This window comes from Globicatella sanguinis (assembly GCF_002847845.2).
GTDB classification, from domain to species: domain Bacteria; phylum Bacillota; class Bacilli; order Lactobacillales; family Aerococcaceae; genus Globicatella; species Globicatella sanguinis.
This window is the reverse complement of sequence record NZ_CP126962.1, coordinates 587,534-606,604: the sequence shown is the minus strand read 5'-3', so window position 1 is coordinate 606,604 and position 19,071 is coordinate 587,534. Positions and strand designations below refer to the sequence as shown.

At 36.0% G+C, this 19,071-nt stretch carries 15 protein-coding genes; 10 read left to right on the top strand and 5 right to left on the bottom strand.

Going from position 1 to position 19,071, the window contains the following annotated elements; genetic code table 11:
* Positions 1–257 precede the first annotated feature (257 nt).
* From CYJ72_RS02580 to CYJ72_RS02550, 7 genes are all read left to right on the top strand, one after another.
* Positions 258–1,568, top strand: a complete 1,311-nt coding sequence (locus CYJ72_RS02580; protein ID WP_284630304.1) for a bifunctional folylpolyglutamate synthase/dihydrofolate synthase — start codon at positions 258–260, stop codon at positions 1,566–1,568.
* A 63-nt stretch (positions 1,569–1,631) separates the two neighbouring features.
* Complete coding sequence (radC, locus tag CYJ72_RS02575; RefSeq protein ID WP_071408217.1) at positions 1,632–2,153, top strand: RadC family protein; 522 nt, start codon at positions 1,632–1,634, stop codon at positions 2,151–2,153.
* Positions 2,154–2,691: 538 nt separating this feature from the next.
* Positions 2,692–2,949: a JAB domain-containing protein gene (locus CYJ72_RS02570; protein ID WP_431606500.1), complete on the top strand. Its 258-nt coding sequence runs from the start codon at positions 2,692–2,694 to the stop codon at positions 2,947–2,949.
* 449 nt (positions 2,950–3,398) lie between these two features.
* A complete protein-coding gene (locus CYJ72_RS02565; RefSeq protein WP_066123681.1) occupies positions 3,399–3,599 on the top strand; it encodes a cold-shock protein in 201 nt (66 codons plus the stop codon).
* Between the two features lie 264 nt (positions 3,600–3,863).
* On the top strand, positions 3,864–5,135 hold the full coding sequence (locus CYJ72_RS02560) for a competence/damage-inducible protein A (protein WP_284630303.1): 1,272 nt from the start codon (positions 3,864–3,866) through the stop codon (positions 5,133–5,135).
* 70 nt (positions 5,136–5,205) lie between these two features.
* A complete protein-coding gene (locus CYJ72_RS02555) occupies positions 5,206–6,249 on the top strand; it encodes a 5-bromo-4-chloroindolyl phosphate hydrolysis family protein (RefSeq protein WP_284630302.1) in 1,044 nt (347 codons plus the stop codon).
* A gap of 3 nt (positions 6,250–6,252) precedes the next feature.
* Complete coding sequence (locus CYJ72_RS02550; protein WP_083513124.1) at positions 6,253–7,524, top strand: toxic anion resistance protein; 1,272 nt, start codon at positions 6,253–6,255, stop codon at positions 7,522–7,524.
* A gap of 314 nt (positions 7,525–7,838) precedes the next feature.
* Here the strand turns inward: CYJ72_RS02550 and CYJ72_RS02545 are convergent, their stop codons facing one another.
* The 4 genes from CYJ72_RS02545 to CYJ72_RS02530 all read right to left on the bottom strand — a co-directional run bounded on the left by CYJ72_RS02545 (position 7,839) and on the right by CYJ72_RS02530 (position 14,125).
* A complete protein-coding gene (locus tag CYJ72_RS02545; protein WP_284630301.1) occupies positions 7,839–9,254 on the bottom strand; it encodes a DUF5068 domain-containing protein in 1,416 nt (471 codons plus the stop codon).
* A 356-nt stretch (positions 9,255–9,610) separates the two neighbouring features.
* Positions 9,611–12,232, bottom strand: a complete 2,622-nt coding sequence (locus tag CYJ72_RS02540; RefSeq protein WP_284630300.1) for a DUF1002 domain-containing protein — start codon at positions 12,230–12,232, stop codon at positions 9,611–9,613.
* Between the two features lie 145 nt (positions 12,233–12,377).
* Positions 12,378–12,644 carry a 30S ribosomal protein S16 gene (rpsP, locus tag CYJ72_RS02535; protein ID WP_066126553.1) on the bottom strand — a complete coding sequence of 89 codons (267 nt, stop codon included), beginning with the start codon at positions 12,642–12,644 and terminating at the stop codon, positions 12,378–12,380.
* A gap of 101 nt (positions 12,645–12,745) precedes the next feature.
* A complete protein-coding gene (locus CYJ72_RS02530; RefSeq protein WP_284630299.1) occupies positions 12,746–14,125 on the bottom strand; it encodes an MATE family efflux transporter in 1,380 nt (459 codons plus the stop codon).
* A gap of 138 nt (positions 14,126–14,263) precedes the next feature.
* Here CYJ72_RS02530 and gorA point away from each other — a divergent pair, with 138 nt between their 5' ends.
* From gorA to CYJ72_RS02515, 3 genes are all read left to right on the top strand, one after another.
* Positions 14,264–15,610, top strand: a complete 1,347-nt coding sequence (gene gorA, locus CYJ72_RS02525) for a glutathione-disulfide reductase (protein WP_284630298.1) — start codon at positions 14,264–14,266, stop codon at positions 15,608–15,610.
* A 168-nt stretch (positions 15,611–15,778) separates the two neighbouring features.
* Positions 15,779–17,170 carry an ISLre2 family transposase gene (locus tag CYJ72_RS02520; RefSeq protein ID WP_284630297.1) on the top strand — a complete coding sequence of 464 codons (1,392 nt, stop codon included), beginning with the start codon at positions 15,779–15,781 and terminating at the stop codon, positions 17,168–17,170.
* Between the two features lie 342 nt (positions 17,171–17,512).
* Positions 17,513–17,731: a GlsB/YeaQ/YmgE family stress response membrane protein gene (locus CYJ72_RS02515; protein ID WP_174519415.1), complete on the top strand. Its 219-nt coding sequence runs from the start codon at positions 17,513–17,515 to the stop codon at positions 17,729–17,731.
* 464 nt (positions 17,732–18,195) lie between these two features.
* Here the strand turns inward: CYJ72_RS02515 and CYJ72_RS02510 are convergent, their stop codons facing one another.
* Positions 18,196–19,041 carry a DegV family protein gene (locus CYJ72_RS02510; protein WP_284630296.1) on the bottom strand — a complete coding sequence of 282 codons (846 nt, stop codon included), beginning with the start codon at positions 19,039–19,041 and terminating at the stop codon, positions 18,196–18,198.
* Positions 19,042–19,071: the final 30 nt, after the last annotated feature.

Sequence of the window (19,071 nt, the reverse complement as noted above, 5' to 3'; positions counted from 1 at the left end):
AATCTGTGCGGTCAATTAAGAAAACAGCATCATTTTATACTATTTAGGTGTGTGTTTATTTGTAAGATAATCGACAATTGAAGCTTACTCAATCATAAACTAAGTTTAATATTTAAAGTGAAAAATATTTTTTCAATAACCCACGCTTTTTTTGTTGAAATGTCGTATAATAGGCGATGGAAACGTAAAGATAGCAAATAAGATGATTAGAACCTATTAGATACAATTCCTTTATTAATTTGATTAGAGGTGACGCTTTGATAAGAACAATTGAAGAAGCAATACAGTGGATGGATGACCAGCAAACTGAAGTACATCGTGTAGGACTGGATAAAATTCTCGTCGCATTAGACTATGTTGATAATCCACAAAAAGGTTTAAATACCATTCATATAGGTGGAACAAATGGCAAAGGATCTGTAACTGCTTATTTACGAAATCTATTTATGAAACACGGATTTTCTGTGGGAGGATTTACCTCACCACATATCATGAAATTTAATGAACGTATCAGTTTGAATGGACAAGCAATTGACGACGAAACGGTTGTTCGTTTAGTGAATAAAATGGTCGAACTTAATGAGTATATGGCCACGACACCGCATAGTCGCTTGGTATTTTTTGAACTCTATACGGTGATGATGTTTTTATATTTTAATGAAGTTCAACCGGATATTTGTTTAATTGAAGTTGGATTGGGCGGTTTAAACGATTGTACCAATGTGATTGACTCTAAATATATTTTGATTACCACGATTGGCAAAGATCATGTGGAACGATTAGGCCATACTTATCGTGAAATTGCACAACAAAAAGCCGGTATTATTCATGGTAATGCGGATGTCTTCATTGGTGAATTACCTACTGAAGCGGAAGCAGAAATCGAACGAATTTGTGCCATCGAAGGGGCAACACTTTATCGATTAGGCCAAGATGCAACTTATGAAATTCAAAGCCAATCATTAACCCAAGGCAGTATTTTCCAATTCAATAACCATGATATTTATTGTATTAATATGATTGGAAAACATCAAATTCATAATGCTTCCTTATCGTTATTATTTTTCCAACATTGGATGAGAAAATATGGTCATGTTATTGATACTCAGCTCGAACACCAAGCCTTATTTGAAACCAAGTGGATTGGCCGGATGGAAAAATTAAGTAATCAGCCATTAATTTACATTGATGGCGCTCATAATGAAGCCGGTTTGAATGCTTTGGCAGATACGATGCAGACCTATTTAGCAGACAAAAAGATTAAGTTAATATATTCAGGTCTCATGACAAAAAATCAATTAGAGCACGTTAATTTATTATTGAAAATGCCTTTAGCAGAAATCGTCTTTACGGAGTTTGAACATCCAAATTCTATGTTAGTGGATGATTTTAAATTGTTGGTTAAACAACATCCTGAAATAAATATTCCGACACGTTTTAGTATTGATTGGGAACATGAACTTACGCCAGGTGACCAAGATATATTAGTGGTGACAGGTTCATTATACTTTATCGCTCAAGTTCGAGCTTATTACTTAAATAAAGAGCTGGTACTGAGTGACGTATAAAAAAGATTGAATTAAAGTATTTTAACTCCTTTTGGTGTATCTATCACTGAAAGGAGTTTTTATATGGAAGTGAGTAAAAATCGTAATCTATTTATAGAGGAAGTCCCCAAACAAAGTAGACCACGAGAACGCTTGTTATATTTTGGTGAAAAGGCACTGGCTGATCATGAATTGCTGGCAATCTTATTACGGACCGGTACCAGACAAGAAAATGTGATTGAATTGGCTTTGCGTTTAATTCAAGAATTTGAAACTTTATATGGTTTAAATCAAGCAAGCTTAGAGGAATTACAAAGTGTTCCGGGGATTGGGCCAATAAAGGCCATTGAGCTAAAAGCGAGTATGGAGATTGGATTAAGAATTGCGACTAGTACCATTCCAAAATATGGGAAGATTACGTCGACCAAGGATGTGGGAGAATGGCTTTTGCGCGAGATGAGACAATTTCATCAAGAACATTTAACAGCACTCTTTTTAAATACAAAAAATGAGATTATACGACGGAAAGATATTTTTAAAGGGACGGTTAACAGTTCAGTAGCGCACCCGCGTGAGAGTGCGAAATGTTCCTTAGTGAAAAGCTAAGGCTCTTATTTTTATAAGAGAAGGCTTATTTCGAAAAGTAGAATGAAGGGGTAACGTCCGGAAATACTTTCTTTAAGCTCCGCCATGCGATTTGTTACGTAAATAATAAATGGTATGAAGCGCGGTAAAGTCGGCAGAAAAATTTAGCAGTGATTTGATATGCCGGAAGTCGGTTAATAAGATGAGGAGAACGAAGTTATGTGGACCAATAAGTAAGTAGAGGTTGAGTAAGAAGTCTCGCTATGAAAAACCTTCTATTTTTACAGGAAATAGCGAACTTATTTATTGAAAGTAGCCATCTAAGTTAACCTAAATGATAGAAATAAGTCAACATTGAAAACAGAAGCTAGGAAGAATTTACGTTCGTTGAACTAGTTGATTGGTGACAGTCATTTACTTCTGTGAGAGCGAAGGCATGACCTTTGATCTGTCTAATCCACAGGGAGGAATAGCCTTCAGTCAATTGTGTAAAACAGTATGATATAAAGCACAATTGATGGAACGCGGTATGCGGTGAAAGCTGCACGTACCGTGTGGTGTGGGGGAAAAATTGGTGATAACTTCAAAAATTTACCTATCACAATTATTTAAAGAAGCCGTAAAATATCCAACTGCGCGAATTATTATTGGACATAACCATCCATCCGGCGACCCAGAACCATCGCAAGCAGATTTAATTTTTACCAAACGAATGATTGAGTGTGGTAATTTAATGGGAATTGAATTATTGGATCATATTATTATTGGACAAGATAATTATTTAAGTTTAAGAGAAGTTACTAATATTTTTGATTAGGTTGATTACGTAATTTTAAGAAATTTGAATTGGCTATACGAGTCTAAATGTTAACGATAGAACAACTAAAAAATGATAAGGCTTGTAGTTAAAAAGATAACCAGTTAAAGATGAAACTAGATATTTTCTAACATTGGCCAAGTTGAAAATAGATAAGTTTAATTTAAAAAATGATTGAATCACTTGAGCCTTTTTTTCAACGCGTCTACGATGGCATTTATTTTCATTGAAATGGTATCGACTTTGCATCTTAATGTGAGAGGATTCTTAAAGTTAAGCCATATTGCTTGTTAACAAAATGAAAACGTGTTACAATAAACTTATGTTTTTGTTAAGGGAAAGTTTGAATTATAATTTGTTTTACCATAAGGGAAAGTTGATTTATATTTAGTTTTACCATTCACAGAAATAAATATTTACGTGCATAGGCACAAAGGAGTTCATTATTAATGGAACAAGGAACAGTTAAATGGTTTAATTCAGAAAAAGGTTTTGGATTTATCGAACGTGAATCTGCTGATGATGTATTTGTTCATTTCTCAGCTATCCAAGGTGAAGGGTTTAAAACTTTAGAAGAAGGTCAATCAGTTACTTTCGACGTTGAAGAAGGCGCTCGTGGACCTCAAGCAGCTAACGTACAGAAAGCTTAATTTTAATTAAATCAATGATGCGGTTAGGACTTCGGTTCTAACCGTTTTTGTATTATTAAGACAATCGCTAGTCACTAGATGCCTTAGTGAATTGAAAGTTTCGTAATGATAACACAAATTAAGCCAAAAAAAAGCAATTATTAATCTCTAGGTGACTTAGTACATTGAAGAGGCTGAAAGCTTCAATTTAACCATTAGCGAATGAATTTACTTTGTAAGGAACAGTAAAAAATTGATATAATATAGAGGAGATGAGGTGTCGAAATGAAAGTAGAATTAATATCATGTGGAACAGAATTATTATTAGGCGATATTATTAATACCAATGCGGCTTATTTAGCGAATGAATTAGCCAATATTGGGGTTAATATTTATAAACAAACAACAGTAGGAGATAATCCTGAACGATTTAAAAGAGCATTAGAATTAGCCTTTGAAGCAGCTGATACTGTTATTATTACGGGAGGGTTAGGGCCTACTGATGATGACTTAACCCGGGATGTTGCTGCCGAATTTATGGGAATGCCCCTTGAATTTCAAGAATCTGTGTGGGAAGAGATTGTTGATTATTTAATGGGAAAAAATCCTAATTATCAATTGGCTGACAATAATCGCAAACAAGCGATGGTGCCACAAGGCGCTATTATTTTACACAATCCGATTGGTACTGCGCCAGGATTAATATTAGATAAAGACGAACGGCGAATTATTTTAATGCCGGGGCCACCTCGAGAAATGAAACGGATGTATCACGAACAAGTAGAACCTTATTTGAAATCAAAAAGTCATCAAGTTTTTGCATCGTGTTATGTTCGCTTTTTTGGAATTGGTGAATCATTATTAGAAACAAAAATTAAAGATATTTTAGATCAACAAACGAATCCAACGATGGCTTTATATGCTAAAACAGCAGAAGTATTATTAAGAGTGACCGCATCAGGTGAAAATGAAACAGAGTGCTTATCTTTGATAGAGACGGCACTCCAACCGATTAAAGAACGGGTAGGTGAATATATCTATTTAGTCGGTACTTCGGAAGTATCTGAAACACAAACCGAAATGCATCGTGTACTAGCTCGAACACTGATTGACAATCAATTAACGATTAGTGTAGCCGAGTCACTAACAGGTGGGGATGTAGCGTCATTACTAATTGAACAAAGTGGTGTTTCACAAGTGTTTAAAGAAGGGATTGTGTGTTATTCCAATGAATCAAAAATAAGCACCGTTGGCGTGAAAGAATCAACGCTTAACCAATTTGGTGCTGTGAGTAGTGAAGTCGCAAGAGAGATGGTCATGGGAGTCGCGCAAAGACTCAATGCTGATGTCGCAATCGCGACGACGGGTTTAGCTGGGCCTGAAAGTGATGAAAGTGGTAAACCAGTTGGCCTAGTGTATGTAGGAACTTATTATAAGGGGCAAGCTGAAGTAAAAGAATATCACTTCTTTGGCGACCGGGCGCTTATTAGGGACCGTGCGGCTAAAAACGCGTTGAATCAATTAAGATTAATGATCAATCGCGTCAAAGATAAATAGGTCTAGAGGCCGATTAAAGAATCACCTTCAACCTGTATAATAATAATATAGAATAAAGGAGGTCTTTAAAATGCTTATGATATATCAATTACCTTATGTATTATTAGTGTTAATTTACTTCGCCTTACTAGCAAGTATCTTTACTAAGCAAGCAACATTTAAATATAAAAAAGTAACTCAAATTTCAAGTGGTGCCTTGATTATTGTCCTGTTTGCGAATTTATTGTCTACGATTATTTTCGGTCGTTATTCAAATGTACCCGAAACCAATATCGTCGTAGTATCAACCGGTATTTTTGCGGGACATGCACTCATTTCCTGGTTGTTTGATTTATTAGATCGCCGTTTCCACCAAAACTGGTTAAGAGTGATTTATTATATTGGCATGGGATTTGTTGTACTGACCAGTTACTATGCTGGAGTTGATACCTATGCGGCACGACCGATAGATGGCATGATTGGCACAACTGTTATGATTTGTTCCTTAGTGGTTGGTTGTACTATACCTTTCTTTGGAATGGCATGGTTGATAGATCTTTTCGTTATGCGTCATCGTGCGCCTAAAAACTATAAATTTAAACCGACTCAAGATAAATTAAATCATTATCGTGAACATGGTTTATCTGAACAAGAAATCATCTTTTTCCGTCAACAAATGGCCGAAGCCAAAGAGCGGATTGAAAATATTGAAGTGGAAATGAATAAAGTGGCTAAATTAAGAGTCATTGAAAATCGTCACAATGTAGTAGCCGTTTCAAAACAATATTTCAAAGATATTGTTAATGAACCTGAACGGGTAGCTCAAGCAGGTATCTTCTTAAATAAATTATTACCATCATTAGAAGATTTAACCGCTAAATATACCGAGATATCCGGTCACGTTGCTAAAAATAAACAAACCTATTTAATCTTAGAAAAAAGTGCTCTGACAATTGACAATATTTGTGAATCCATTACAGAGAGCTATGTCCGTTTCCATCAATCATTATATAATGATTTACAAGATGAAATAAAATTAGCGAATCGTGCGCTTAATAAGGAAATAGATGACACAACTGAACAAGATACGATTGATGAGTTAGTGAGCGACCCATTTAACTTTGAGGAGGAATAATATATGGCTGAAAAAGATACTGAAAGCTTATTTGATGAATTAATTGGCGAAGCGACATCATCAGAAGTTGAGGAATTAATTAGTAATCCTTTTGATGAAAAAACAACCCATGATGAATTAACAAGTGTTCAAAAAGATTTATTAGATGCTCAAATGTTATCGAAGCGTCAAATAACGAATAGTAAACTGATTGACCGTTTACCTGAACATCGTCAAAAGCAAGCGAAAGATTTAGCTAGTCAAATTGACGAAACCAACATGAATGCTGTCATTGCTTATGGTTCCAATGCCCAAAAGAAATTAAGTGAGTTCTCACATTCAATGTTAAATCGTGTTCAATTAAAAGATACTGGAGAAATTGGTGATTCATTAACCGAATTGATGACTCAATTACAAAAATCTAATCCAAAAGATTTAACCGCTGAACCTAATCTTTTTAAACGATTATTTGGAAAGGTGAAAGCTTCAATTTCCGAAACACAAATACAATACCAAAAAATCGGTAGCCAAATTGATAAAGTAGCCATCCGTTTAGAACGTGAGAAAAACGAGTTATTAAACGATAACTTAATGTTAGAACAATTATACGAGAAGAATAAAGATTACTTTGAAGCACTCAATATTTATATCGCTGCCGGCGAAGTTAAAATGCAAGAATTACAAGAAAAAATTATACCTGAAGCGATTGAAAAGGCTAAAAAAAGTAATAGTCAAATGGATGTTCAAGTCGTCAATGATTTAAATCAATTTTTAGATCGTTTGGATAAGCGAACGCATGATTTACGATTAACTCGCCAAATGACGATTCAACAAGCACCCCAAATTCGTATGATTCAAAATACGAACCAAGCATTAGCTGAAAAAATCCAAGTATCTGTGCATACGGCGATTCCATTATGGGAAAACCAAATAACCATTGCTTTAGCCTTATTAAGACAACAAAATGCTGCAGTTTCTCAACGTCAAGTTTCGGAAACAACGAATGATTTATTATTAAAGAACTCTGATATGTTGAAACAAAGTGCTATCGATACCGCGCGAGAATCTGAACGTGGTGTGATTGATATTGAGACCCTACAAAAAACGCAAGCTAACTTAATTGAAACTTTAGAAGAAACCTTGCAAATTCAATCAGAAGGGCGTCGCCAACGTGCTTTAGCTGAACAAGAGTTACAAGCAATGGAGCTTGATTTAAGAGATAAATTATTGCAAATAACGGCCGAACAAAAGCAACAAGAAGCCAATCGCACTCAGGATGATAATTATCAATTTTAATATAAAAAACGGAAAGAAATCAACATTTCTTTCCGTTTTTTTTTTCAAATGAGTCAAAGTGCTTGATGATACTTAATATTATTACAAAAAATATAGACAATAGCCATCGCTTCTTAGCGAGTGGAAGAATGTACCGAACTGGTACAGAAAAAGAGAGTGAGCTAGAAGTAGAAAATCATCTGAATTTCCCTACGTTTGATCACTCCCGAGTTGAGTAGTTATTAAGTCATTTGATAACTACTCAGTATTTAATTGACTAGTGTTGGCAAGAAATAATGTATTTCGTGTCCAAAGCCGAAATTATTTTAACCCTATTATTTAAGATTAAAGAAGAAAATATCCTTTTCACCTAAACGGTCAAAATCTGTATCTTGAGGTTTTAATTCTAATACCCAATCATCTTCTGCGAATTTCTCATAAGTTTTGCCATCCATTAAGAATGTGTGGTAACGTGAGGCTGTTTCACCAGCAGGTAATTCACGATTTTCTAAACGTGGCTCTAATAAGCCTTCGCTATAGTATTTAATCATATCAGCTAATACTAAGGTACCTGAAACCGAATCTAACTGTAAATCTTTTTTAGTTTGGTTGTCATAGGTGACAGCTAGCGTTAATAAATAAGCACCATCTTCAAAGTCAGCAAAGCGATCTTTATAATCTTCATTTGGTTCTAATTCTGTTAATTGGTAACTATCAACCGTAATAGTTAAACCTTGGGATTCAATGGTTTCACCTAATTCAACTTCATCAACGAGCGTTTTATTACCCCAATTTTCTAATGTGAAGACATCAGGATAGAAATCAGCGGCTGCAGCTGCAATTTCTTCACCTTTAGTAGTAAATGGAATACGAATGTTAGTTCCACGAGCTAATAAAGTCTCAGTTTCAAAATCTTCAGAGGTATAAACAGATGGTGTTTCCATTAGACCAATACCTTCGGCTTCAATTTTTTCCATTGTATTTGGTGTAATCGCTAATGGATAGAAACCACGAATTTCTTTGCCCGCTTCTAAGACACCTTCATTATCGGTATGGAATAACCAAGTGATTGATTGAGATTCTTTCACTAAAGAATTATTATGCGAAATATAATCTTCATTACCTGTCACCGTCGTATCGAAGGTAGGAACAGGGTAAAGGTCTTGATCACCTGTGTTTTTTAAGGTGATATCATAGACAATTACACCACCTTTTTCTGTTTGATCACCGAAAACATATTCCCAGTCAACATCGAAATTACTTATTTCATAGTAGTAATAACCATTGATGATAATATCAATGCCGTCAACATTTTCAGTTAAATTGATTGGTTTTAAGTTTTTATATAAAACATCTACTTTTTCAGCTTCTAATATTTCTTGTAATTTAGCTTGAAAAGCTTCCCAATCGGCTGCATCAGCTTCATCCTCGGCCTCATCATCATTGGCAGGTGGTTCTTCATTGTTTCCAGGTGTTTCTTCATTATTTGTTTCATTGTCATCAGTATCATCGGAGTCTCCGTCAGAACTTTCATTATTTTCGGAAGATTCTTCTGCGCTACTTGTTTCTTCTGCTACGGTAGTTTCTTCTGCTACGGTAGTTTCTTCTGCTGTGGTTTCTGCTGCTGTAGTTTCTGCTTCATCTTCAGAAACTGTTGTTGTTTCCTCTGCATAAGCAGGGGCAAGTGTTGGTACAAAAGTACCGGCTAACAATGACAATATCAATGTACTAGCTAATAATGATTTTTTCATTCTAATTCTCTCCTCTCATATTAACTACTTAAAGCATAGCTAAATTTAAATTCAAAGTAAAATGATAAGCTTTTCAAAATGTTTAAAAAAATAATAAGAATTTTAATTGAATGAGTTTGTTAGTATTATATATTTTTCACAAAGTTAGATAAAAAATAGTTTTAAAAGAGTGGTAGAATCAATGATGAATCAATGATGATAGAACACTTAAATACTGTATAAGCAATTTTCGTTTGTGAAAAGAAAAATAAAAACGACCGGAAATGGGAAAATTCCAGTCGTTTTTGATTTAAGTTTCTTAATTAAAAATTAAGTTATACTATTATTGTATAGGTGGTAGCAATTGATTAAAATGGTTATTTAACGAGGTATTCAATCATCACATCTTGATTTGCTTCATCGGTATTACCAGCATAATTTGGTGTTGCTAAAGAAATTCCACCTTGAGCATTATGGAAGAGATACATGTCTTTAGCTAAATCTCCCTCAAGCCCCGATACTTTGATAACGGTATTGACTTTAACATTACGGACACCAGAGCCATCATGTGAATTGACACGAATTTCTTTTTCTGGGACTACCTCAAATTTTATTTCGCCTTTTTGTGGTTCTGTACCAGGGTAGACAAAGCTTACGGTTCCCTCTGATGAATTTAATGTGATTTCGTTTGGAATATTCATGCCGTCATTACCAAAGAGAGTGTCACTTGATACTTCACTCTTATCAACCATAAATGGATATTGACTTGGGTCAACCGCTTCCTCATTTCCTGAATTATCAGAATTATCTTCAGGGACATATTCACCAACTAAGTATTCAATCATGACATCTCTATCTGCTTCTTCTACATTGCCAGCGTAATTTGGCGTTGCAAGTGAGACACCACCGTTCGCATTTTGGAATAGATACATTTCATTTGCGAAATCTCCTTCAATACCTTCAATTTGAATGACGGTATTGACTTTGACATTACGAATGCCTGATCCATCATGTGAGAAAATACGAATTTCTTTGGTTGGAATCTTAGTAAAGGTTGCTGTTCCAACTGGTTCGCTACCATCAGCAGCTTTAAATGTAACAGAGTTAGCGTCAGTATTGATAATAATATTATTTGGAATATTCATTCCTGGATTAAAGAATGGTGTTTCACCAGCTATATGTGATAAATCAACCATATAAGGGAAATCATCTGTATTTTCTTCAGCAGGTGCCTCAGTTGTTTCTTCAGCAGGTGCCTCAGTTGTTTCTTCAGCTGGAGCCTCAGTTGTTTCTTCGGCAGGCGCCTCAGTTGTTTCTTCAGCAGGTGCTTCAGTTGATTCCTCGGCAGGCGCTTCAGTTGTTTCTTCAGCTGGTGCTTCAGGTTGAGTACCTACTAAGTATTCTAACATGACATCTTTTTCGGATTCGTCAACATTACCAGCATAGTTTGGTGTCGCTAATGAAATACCACCATCTTTATTAACAAATAGGAATAGATTTTCGCTACCTTGTTTTGAACGAATTACTGTATTTACTTTAATATCGCGAATACCAGAACCATCGGCAGAGAAGACACGAATGTCTTGAGTTGGAATATTGGTAATTTCAATATTTGATACTTGTGATTCTTGTTCCGGATAATCGTAAGCTAAGGTTAAATCATTTTTAGCTAAGTTTAATCCGTTAGGAATATTCATACCTTCACGTACGAAGTAAGTTTTATCTTGTAAAATATTTAAATCAACCATATATGGGAAGTCTTCTAAACTAGGTTCTTCAACATCAGTTTGAGTAGGTGTTTCAGTTAGAACATATTCTAACATACCTTCTTGACCAGCTTGTCCGCTGTAATCTGGTGTTAATAATGAAATCGTACCAGAATTGTTGAAGAATAAGTATAAATCTTCGGATTCTTTTGCCCCGGTATCAGCAACAGGTTTTAAATGTAAAACGGTGTTGACTTTTACTTGACGGGTTGATCCATCTTGAGCAATAGCTGTCAATTCTTTAGTGTCAATATTTTCGGTTGTTAATTCATAAGTAGCTTTGCTGTCCATGAAATAAACACGTTTATCTAATAATGAGACTTGAATATTTTGTGGAATGCCTTCGCCATCACGTTTGAATGTGGCATAGCCACCAAATTGATTTAAGTCTACTGCATATGGCTTATTAGCATCTTCGGTAATACTTTTATCTAATTGATCAACGGTGTCTTTATTTTTAGCCGCTTCAGTTTCTGAGTAATCTTTTGCGACTTGTTTTAAGAACTCAATTGTTTCATTTGATAATTTAATATCCGGATTGTTATTGATAATGGTTTGAACAATAGTGTCAATGTTAACTTCTTGATTATTTACCACTGTATTGGTAATTTGGGTTTTCATTTCGACAATAATTTTATTGATTTGAACATCTGTTACTTGATTTTCTTTTTTCGCTTGTTCGACTAATTGAATCTCTTTTTCAGCGACGACGATTGATTTTTGATCAACTTTTAAGCCGGCTTTTTCAAAGAGAGCATAAACACCTGCTAACGCACCTTCACCGGTTACCGGTTTAACAGTTGCGATTTTAATGAGTACGTCTTTGGCACCTGAAGTAATGGCTGCATTCTGATAAGTCGTTGGTTTGACCACTAAAATGTTTTGTGGGGTAATGACTTGTACTTGCACACCAGAACCTTCTGGTAATTTTTCAATTAAGGCACTTGAGAAAACACCGGTATTTTGATTTGACCCATCTTGTAAATATTGGTTAACGACAGTACCGTCAACATAAATTGTATTATCGATAGGCAAATTATTAGCACCTAATAGTTGTTTGGTTTGCTCAGCTTCTTGTGCGGTTAAAGATGCACCTAATGATAATTCACGTTGTGGTGCAGTGGCTGGGGTTGTTGCTTGAACTTCTGTTAATGAGATGACACTAGAGCTAATTGGGACAATTGCTAAGGAACTTAACGCTAAGACCACGGTCATTTTTTTCATAAGTTTCATAATAAACTCCTCCTCTTTATGATTTAATTATATCATTAATTTTTTTGGAGTGGGTGAAAAAGGCTTGAATAAAATTTGAAAATATGAACCGTTTTCGAATTTTTTGTAAAAAAAAAGAAGTCAAAAGACTTCCATTTTTAATCAATTATTTTTTTGATTCGTGGTATTTTGTCATAATACCTTTTGTAGAGAATAAGTTACGAACGGTATCAGATGGTTGTGCACCATTAGCTAACCATTGTAAAGCTAATTCTTCTTTAATGTCTAAAGTAGCTGGCTCTGTAAGTGGGTTGTAAGTACCGATTTGTTCGATAATACGACCATCACGTGGAGAACGAGAGTCTGCAACAACGATTCTGTAGAATGGTTGTTTTTTAGCACCCATACGTTTTAAACGGATTTTAACTGCCATGTTCATTTCACCTCCATAAATATCATTCACAAGTATGTATTGTATCAGATTATTATCACCCTGTAAAGTATTTTTCCTTTACACCTTCAAGTTTTTTTGAATTAATTTTTTTGCAATTGTTTCCAATCGATTTTATGGTAGACAAAAGCCGCGATTAAGACGGTTAAACCATTTGATAACAGCATTGAAATCCAAATCCCGGTTGAACCAAGATTACTAAAGTTACTGAATAACCAGATGAGTGGTAAGCGGAATAACCATAGACGACCGATTGACATGAACATCGAATAATTGGTTTTACCCATCCCTTGGAAGACCCCATTATAAGAAGAGAAGAATCCCATAAAAAAGATAATGAACGTACTATACATCAAATATTCAATGGCTTGATTCCAAAGATTTTGATTACTCATATCGGTAATAAACAGTGATAGTAAATCTTGTTTAAAGAAATAAATAACAAATGAAGAAATAATTGAAATGAATCCAATAATAAAATTAGTGCGTCTAAAGATTGCTTTGGCACGATCAAATTGTTGTGCTCCGATATTTTGGCCAATTAAAGAAGTTAAAGCCATCCCAATCCCCATTTGTGGTTGTGTTAATAAATCAGATAAGCGATTGCCCATCGAGAAAGCTGCTAAAGTATCCGTCCCATATGATTGGATTAAGCCATTTAAAACAGTAAATCCCATGGCAGCACCACTATAACCTAAGGCTGAAGGGAGCGCAATTTTAGTTAATTCTTGAATAATTGGAAAATGGTATTCACGATTTAGTAGACGTACTTTAACTTGTGACTGACGTTTAACCACATAAGCGGCTAGTATTAAAAGAATCATTTTAGAAATGACTGTCGCCCAAGCGGCACCTGCAATCCCCATATCCAAACCAGGTAAATTAATTAAGGGAATGGTTTTAAAAATAAAGATAGGATCTAAAATTACATTAATCAAGGAGGAGATGGTACTAATAATCGTGATAGTCTTATTGTTTCCCTCAGAGTTGAGAATCGCTTGGTGGGCAAAATAACCAAAGTCGAAAAAGAGACCGATGAAATTAATTTTTAAATATGTCGTACTTTTAAGCGCGAATTCTCCCGTGCCACCCATCCAGCTAACAAAGTCTGCTGAATAAATATAACCGATAATCGAAACGAGTAAGCCAATAATTAGAGAGAGGTTGAGCGCATTTTGGGCAAATTGATTGGCTTTTTCATATTGTCGAGCGCCTAAGCGCTGTGCGATTAAAGTAGTGGCACCGACGCCAATTCCCATACCTAAAGAAATAAATAGGAAATTTAGTGGCCAAACAAAAGCGGTAGCAGCAAAGTCATCTGAAGAGAGCTGAGCCACATAGAGACCATCGGTTAAATTATAAAGAGTTCGAATTAAATTGTTAAACATCAGAGGGGCTGAAAGGGCAATAATTGTTTTGGTAATGTCGCCTTCCAACATAATATTTTGTTTTGTTTTATTCATATTTTTATCACCAAACGGTATTATAGCAGTTTCATGAATTATTTGCACCTGTTAAGTAATTTTATTTAGGCAAAAATATTTCAGTTATCGTTAAAATATGCTATCGTTATTTTGATAGTGAATGAAAGAGGGATGAATATGAAACAATATGATTTAATTACCATCGGTGGCGGTAGTGGCGGCAGTGGAGCAGCCAATCGAGCAGCTGAATATGGTGCTAAAGTTGCAGTCATTGAAGGTGGTTTAGTTGGTGGGACTTGTGTTAATCTGGGATGTGTGCCCAAAAAGGTAACGTGGTATGCTGCCAGAGTAAATGAGGCCATTCGCCATTATGGACCAGGATATGGCTTTACTGCTGACAATGTACAATTTGATTATCAAAAATTTTTAGAAGCGCGTGATGGTTATGTTAGCCGTTCACGTAATGGTTATGGCAATCGATTTGAAAAAAATGGCATTGATGTTTACCGAGGGTTTGCTAAATTTCTTAATAATAATCAAGTGGAAGTTAATGGCGAAGTACTTGAAGCGAAACATATTGTGATTGCGACCGGTGGTCGTCCAAGTTTACCTAAGGTCAAAGGGATTGAATTAGTAGATACTTCTGATGACTTTTTCAATTGGGATAGTTTACCAGAGACCGTGGCAATTATCGGTGCCGGCTATATTGCCGTTGAATTAGCGGGTGCGTTACATTCACTTGGTGTCAAATCCCATTTAGTAGTCAGATATGACCGTCCATTACGACAATTTGATCAAATGTTAGGTGAAAGTTTAGTAGAAGCGATGGCTCAAAATGGTCCTACTTTAGTTCCTAATACCACGATAACGGAATATCGCCAAAATGGGGATAAAATTGATTGTTTAGTTGGGGATAAAGTCATCTTAACCGTTGATAAAGTGATTATGGCGATTGGTCGTCAACCTAATACCGACCAATTAGGTTTAGAAAACACGGATGTTGAATTATTGCCATCGGGTCATATTAAAGTCGATGAAGGACATCAAACAACCGTGCCAAATATTTATGCGATAGGTGATGTAATCGGTAAGGCTGATTTAACGCCGGTAGCTATTAAAGCTGGACGTCAATTATCAGAGTATTTATTTAATGATGCGACAACTTCTGCCATCTCATATGACATGATTCCAACGGTTATTTTTAGTCATCCAGCTATTGGAACGATTGGTTTAACTGAACAGGAAGCAGTTGATCAATATGGAAAAGATGCCGTTAAAGTCTACCGTACTAAATTCTTCTCAATGTACGCTAGTGCTGCTTGGCATCGTGAACCCTGTTATTTTAAATTAGTTTGTGTAGGTGAAGAAGAAAGAGTGATTGGCTTACATGGTATTGGTGAAGGCGTTGATGAAATGATTCAAGGTTTCGGTGTCGCTATGAAGATGGGGGCTACTAAAGCACAATTTGATGCAGTCGTTGCGATTCACCCTACGGGTAGTGAAGAATTTGTGACGATGCGTTAACATCTTGATAGGGAGAGTTAATAGGATGGATTCAGTAGCATCAAGGTATTAACTAATATTTTTAACTATGCTTAGTGTAAAATAACTGTTGGTCAGCTAAAAGCAAAAAAGATAATCCTCTGCTATACTGTAAGTAGCTAAAACACACAGAAAGGTAGAGGATTATCCATGAGTATTATAACACAAATTATGCAAAAAATTAATGAAATGATGGCAGATTTATATAATCAAGCGATTCAAGGTGAAGTAGATTTTTCAACATGCATCAAAACCATTAGCAATACGATGCGTCAACTCTCAGTCGATTTAGGAGAAGATCTCTGTACAACAATTGAGGAATCACTCTTTGAAAGTCCTGCAAGAAAAGCAAGATATAGCGTTCATCGTTGCGATGATGAAAAAACAATCTCCACACTGATTGGTGACATTAAACTCTCAAGGCGTTATTACAAAGATAAACAAACGGGTGAGTTCTGCTATTTATTGGATGACTTCTTATCGCTCACGCCTCACCAGCGCGTGGATCTCGAGCTAGAAGCAGCCATTTACGAGAAGGCTAGTAAGCATTCTTATCAAGAGACCATTGATAGCTTCGAACATATCGGGATTTATAGTCGCCAGACAGTCAAGAATATTGTGCATAAGTATCGCCCGGATTCTGTTGCGTTGCCAGTGGAAGCAAAGCGTCAGGTAGACTGCTTATATATTGAAGCCGATGAAGACCATGTAGCTTATCAAGATGGGAAGAATCGGGAAATGCGCTTGGCGTATGTTCACGAAGGATACAAAGAAAATTTAGAATCAAGTGACCGAAAAGAATTAAATATTAGTCGCATCTTCACAGGATTATACGAAGATAGCGAGGAATTGTGGGAAGATGTTTATTACTACCTCGACCAACAATACGATTTAGCAGCCTGTCCGACCCTTTATTTAAGTGGAGACGGGGCTCACTGGATTAAGAAAGGGTTGGACTATCTACCGACTCAAACACGCTTTGTTCTTGACCCTTATCATACGGTTAAATACCTTCGTCAGGCATGTGTTGGTATCAGTAATGATCATTTATACGCCACTTTACATCGTTGGCTTTATACAGGTGAAAAAGGCTATTTACAGGACTACTTCGAAGTGCGACTCAGCGATCCGTCGCTACCCGACTCTTCGAAACAAACGCTTCAAAAGGTCCGTCGCTATCTGATAGGAAATTGGGATTCTATTCAAAGACAAAGGGACCCTCAATATATCGGTTGTAGTGCCGAAGGTCACGTCAGCCATTGGTTAAGTGCTCGTTTAAGTTCGCGACCGCTAGGATGGAGTACAACAGGAGCAGAAAACATCGCTAAAGCCCGTGCTTATGACTTAAATGGTGGCGATTTAAAAACTTGGGTAACAAATCAAATTAAAACAAAAGAAAGAAAAAGAAGAGTAGAGAAATTAGATGGCCGTGTGGGGCGGAAATACGTTCGTCAGTATGATTGGAGTGGTAAAGTAGCCATCTTACACTATTCCAATAACACACGCAGTCGCCAGGCTTTTGGGACAATCGCTGGTTATTGAAATATAGTAGATTGAAGCCAGTCTTCATAATGATAGCTAAAGGCGATGAAGTGAATGCTTGATAGCGAGCAACGGCATGGTACTGGCGTCTAGCGAGACTGGATTGGCTATCGGGTGGAAATGCCTCCCTAAAGACTTCCAGAACCTCCCATGCCGCTAGAGGCTGGCTATCAAGGATATCGATTAAAATATGGAATCCATGAAACCGGGTTCAGAGAATTAGTAAAAAGTATGGTAGAGGAAAACCAACAATAATTTGACACTATCTAACTATGTTCATTATTAGCTCATTGTGCTGTTCTAAGGTATAATGGTGTTACATTCATTTAAGGAGAGGTTACGATGATAGTAAATTTAATTATTGGTGGGATAATTGGCTGGTTAGCTGGCTTACTTTTAGGTAAAGATATTCCTGGTGGTGTTATTGGGAACATTATCGCCGGTTTATTAGGATCAGCTATTGGCGAGTATTTATTCCATGATACAGGTTTTATTGCTTCATTTTTAGGAGCAGTTATTTTAATTATTGTCTTTAGTTTTATCAACAAAAATAGACAATAGATTAGTTATTAAATAAATGGACAAGAGCTTAAAGTGTTAAAACTTTTAGATCTTGTCCATTTTTATTTTATCGATTTTTTAGTTGATTACCAAGGCGTTCAGCTTTTCAGATAAAGACGTACTAGCAAAGTGTGAGATTGTTATGTCAGCGTTTAATTGTGCTTCAAACAAAAAGTAGGTAGGGTGTGGGCAAGAAGTTGAAAATCATTCGATTTTCGCTTCGTCGGCCTACCCCCGCACAGGTGAGTAGACCTCAAACAAGTCTGTAAGACGCAGTATGGGTCACTCAACCCGTACGCTTTTAATTATCGAGCAATCACTTGATTGAATTTATCAACTTTATGCCTAACTTCTTTAAGACGTAGTGTGAGGCCTATCACCCATTGCGCTGATGAGTTTCGAATAATCACTTGAATGAATTTATCAAGTATTGTCCATCTTCAAACGCTATTATTATACAGTTTCTATACAGTTTCATAACCGACCATTAGACCACCACGTTGCGCATAGTAGCTACATAAGCCACTGGTTGGACGGATGTTAATGGTTGCCTGTGGAAATGATTTTAAAATGACCTCTCTTAGTTTTAAGGCACCAGATTCATTTAAGCAATGTGAAATATCAATACGTCCATTATTAAAGTTAGCTTCGGTAAGTACGTCAACAATTGAATTGTGTGCACGTTTTTCCCCTTTTGATTTATGAACGACTTCAATTTGACCAACGTCACTACGAACACCAATTAAGCGAATATTCAGTAAACCAATCATCCCACCCACTATACGGTTTAAGCGACCATTTTTTACTAGATTATCAACTGACTCTAGCATAAAGACTAAACCAGTTGATTGATGATAATTTTCTACTTCTGTCACGACTTCATCGAATGATTTGCCTGCTTGTATTAATTCAATCGTCTTATCTACTAAAATATCCATTTCAGTCCCAGCAGAAAGAGTATCAATAATTTGAATATTTTTTTCAGGGTGTGATTCTAAAACAAGGTTTTTGGCTAATTGAGCACTATTAAAGCTTCCTGATAAAGCACCCGAAATTGTAAAACAAATAATAATATCTGCATCCATAAAAGCTGAAGCGTAAGTATCAGGTGACGGACAAGCGGTTGAAGAACCTAATTTGCTATGTTCCATAGAGTCCATTAAATCCGGAACTTTACTAAGATCGTCGTCAATAAATAACTCGGTACCAATATTAATTAATAAGGGAACCACTTGAAAGCCAATCTCATCGGTTATTTTTTCTTCATGTCTGATGCATGATCCGGAGTCAGCAAGTATTTTCCATTTCATGTTTTTTACCTCCTTGGTTTTTACCTAAGT

Bases quoted from the DNA above. Each gene is read 5' to 3' on its own strand.
- radC (WP_071408217.1), top strand. From the start codon at position 1,632: ATGGAAGTGAGTAAAAATCGTAATCTATTTATAGAGGAAGTCCCCAAA.
- CYJ72_RS02565 (WP_066123681.1), top strand. From the start codon at position 3,399: ATGGAACAAGGAACAGTTAAATGGTTTAATTCAGAAAAAGGTTTTGGA.
- CYJ72_RS02560 (WP_284630303.1), top strand. From the start codon at position 3,864: ATGAAAGTAGAATTAATATCATGTGGAACAGAATTATTATTAGGCGAT.
- CYJ72_RS02555 (WP_284630302.1), top strand. From the start codon at position 5,206: ATGCTTATGATATATCAATTACCTTATGTATTATTAGTGTTAATTTAC.
- CYJ72_RS02550 (WP_083513124.1), top strand. From the start codon at position 6,253: ATGGCTGAAAAAGATACTGAAAGCTTATTTGATGAATTAATTGGCGAA.
- CYJ72_RS02545 (WP_284630301.1), bottom strand. From the start codon at position 9,254: ATGAAAAAATCATTATTAGCTAGTACATTGATATTGTCATTGTTAGCC.
- CYJ72_RS02540 (WP_284630300.1), bottom strand. From the start codon at position 12,232: ATGAAACTTATGAAAAAAATGACCGTGGTCTTAGCGTTAAGTTCCTTA.
- rpsP (WP_066126553.1), bottom strand. From the start codon at position 12,644: ATGGCAGTTAAAATCCGTTTAAAACGTATGGGTGCTAAAAAACAACCA.
- CYJ72_RS02530 (WP_284630299.1), bottom strand. From the start codon at position 14,125: ATGAATAAAACAAAACAAAATATTATGTTGGAAGGCGACATTACCAAA.
- gorA (WP_284630298.1), top strand. From the start codon at position 14,264: ATGAAACAATATGATTTAATTACCATCGGTGGCGGTAGTGGCGGCAGT.
- CYJ72_RS02520 (WP_284630297.1), top strand. From the start codon at position 15,779: ATGAGTATTATAACACAAATTATGCAAAAAATTAATGAAATGATGGCA.
- CYJ72_RS02515 (WP_174519415.1), top strand. From the start codon at position 17,513: ATGATAGTAAATTTAATTATTGGTGGGATAATTGGCTGGTTAGCTGGC.
- CYJ72_RS02510 (WP_284630296.1), bottom strand. From the start codon at position 19,041: ATGAAATGGAAAATACTTGCTGACTCCGGATCATGCATCAGACATGAA.